At 47.9% G+C, this 2,299-nt stretch carries 2 protein-coding genes; both read left to right on the forward strand.

What is annotated here, in order from left to right; genetic code table 11:
- The first annotated feature begins 198 nt into the window (after positions 1-198).
- Complete coding sequence (locus tag CWE08_RS12000; protein WP_126768514.1) at positions 199-1,608, forward strand: RHS repeat domain-containing protein; 1,410 nt, start codon at positions 199-201, stop codon at positions 1,606-1,608.
- Positions 1,587-2,069 carry a hypothetical protein gene (locus CWE08_RS12005; RefSeq protein ID WP_126768516.1) on the forward strand — a complete coding sequence of 161 codons (483 nt, stop codon included), beginning with the start codon at positions 1,587-1,589 and terminating at the stop codon, positions 2,067-2,069. The genes CWE08_RS12000 and CWE08_RS12005 overlap by 22 nt, the downstream gene beginning before the upstream one ends.
- The last annotated feature ends 230 nt before the right edge of the window (positions 2,070-2,299 follow it).

Consider the following 2,299-nt stretch of genomic DNA (forward strand, 5'->3'; position numbering starts at 1 on the left):
ATTTGAAGCTGCGTTTCAAACTCATAGAATCAAATATTTTGTTTCTAATGATTTTAACCGTATAGAAATACATTGGAGTCAACTAGATGGTCCCAAGGTGGATGAAATTCGGCAATATTTGTATATAGAACGGGTTCGAAACTTGATAAATAGTGTTAACTAGTTGGTTTTTATGAAAAAACAAGTATTTAGCGTGGGGTGCGAAGGGTTGAAAGTTGGTTCCGGTGTAATTTAGGCAATGCGATTGTTGAGTTGCGACAGGGAGAGCGCGGTGAAAGCATCACCACCCGTTACGTATACACAGACCATTTAGGCAGTGTGGATGTGATTACCGATGACGCGCGGCAAGTAGAGGAGAAGCTCAGCTTCGATGCCTTTGGTAAGCGCCGGGCGGTGTTTAAAAGCAATAACCAAGCCGTGAACTTTACCTTGGCCTCGATATTAAGCCTCACGCACAAAGGCTACACCGGCCACGAGCAGGTAGACCACGCCAGCGTAGTGCAAATGGGTGGCAGAATTTATGACGCCCACATAGGCCGCTTCCTACAAGCCGACCCATTCGTGCAAAGCCCAAGCAACAGCCAAAACTTTAACCGCTACAGCTATGTACTCAACAACCCACTGAGCTACACTGACCCGAGTGGGTATTTGTTTAAGAAGCTTGCTTCGCCTTTTAAACGTGTCATTCGTGGGGTGTTTAAAGCATTGGGTGCGGATATCAGCCAAACCATTGTGAGTATTGGTTCTTTGTTCTGTGGCCCGTGGGCGCCCGCTTGTTCAGCCGCGGGAACTTATAATGTTGCGCGCGCTCATGGCGCATCCTCTAGTCAAGCCTTGCGGGGCGCAGCGGTTGCCGGCGCTTCAACATGGGCGTTTACGCCATCAGGCGGACCGGCAGCACCGACAGCGAGTCAAGTGACGGTTCGCTTGGGAATAAATATCGTTGCGGCACACAATCCGAATATGGGTCAGGCGTTGATGTATATCTCTGGGAGTTTAGGTGAAGATTTTGGCGGTTGGGTGCAAAATGCGGTAGGTAGTTACGGGCAATACAAAGCGCAATCCGAGTTAACACGCTTTGCGGCTAAAAATGGCTTGAGCTTGCAAGAGCTGAACCTGATTTTGGGACTGAACTCCAAGATGGGACTGGTGATTGCTGGAACGACTTACCGAGAAGAGCATCAGTTAGTTACCGGGTTTACCACACGAAGGGGTGGGATGATGGGCGAGATAGGTGGTATTGTTGGTGTCCTCTGGGATATCAATGACACACTACTCAATGCGCAAGGTTTGATGGATGCAGTCTCCATGCAAGTTATCAAATCTGGTTATAGTGGTCATCTGACTGGCCACAGTTTGGGAGCCTGGCGAGTGAACAATCTGGTGCGTCAGGGCTTTATTGAATCAGGTACTTTGTATTCATTGCCAGGTTTTGCATACCCAGCGGCGGGAACCTCCGGGGCTTGCATTAGTACGGATCCGATTTGCGGTGGTGGCTTGTTGAGTCCACTACGAGTGAATACATCACACTTGACCAAACCAGCCAGTATATGGCATTCACATAATTACGATGAGTATATAAGACAATGGCAACAGAGACGGCGCTGATAACTAAAGGGCGAGCTTTGTTGCTTGCTCTGTCAATTGGCCTCACTGCCTGTACTGGCGTGATAACCTTGTCTGAGGAGGAGCCTTACTCAAAAATGATTGGACAGTGCTACGAAGTGCAGCAACCAATGTATATAAGAGAGAATATATGTTGGGAACTTGGTGGTTTGATTTTAACCCCCGGCAGTTCCAAAGATTGCTTCAAGGCGACAGTGTATGAGGTTGAAATGAAAAGCCGCCTAGTAATTGTTGATGTGCGTCGAAAAGGCTGGGGTAGTGCTGGGTTCTGTCCGCAAGCGGTTGTAAGTTTGGAAGGGGTTGATATTCCAAGTAGGGAAATCTTCATTCCACTCTGTTTGTCAGCCGTGCAAATCAGTTGGCTTGAGGATCCTCTCTGGCAGCGAGGGGATGAAATCCGGCTTAAAAAAGAGTATGTGCTGCCGTGTGAATTTTCAGACTGAGCAAATAACTAGTTACGAATGGGACATGTCCAATCAGCCACATTGCTATGCCACTACAGGTCGGGCACTGTTGCTTGCCCTACCACTTGGCCTGACGGCTGCTTGTAGTGGCATAGTTAATTTGGCCACCTAATTAGAGGTGTTATCATACACCACATAGACAATTAGGTGACGTAATGACGAATAGAACACGTTCACGGCAGCATTACAGTATATTGTGAATGAGGCGG

It is taken from the genome of Aliidiomarina iranensis (assembly GCF_003987135.1).
Lineage (GTDB): Bacteria > Pseudomonadota > Gammaproteobacteria > Enterobacterales > Alteromonadaceae > Aliidiomarina > Aliidiomarina iranensis.

Bases quoted from the DNA above. Each gene is read 5' to 3' on its own strand.
- CWE08_RS12005 (WP_126768516.1), top strand. From the start codon at position 1,587: ATGGCAACAGAGACGGCGCTGATAACTAAAGGGCGAGCTTTGTTGCTT.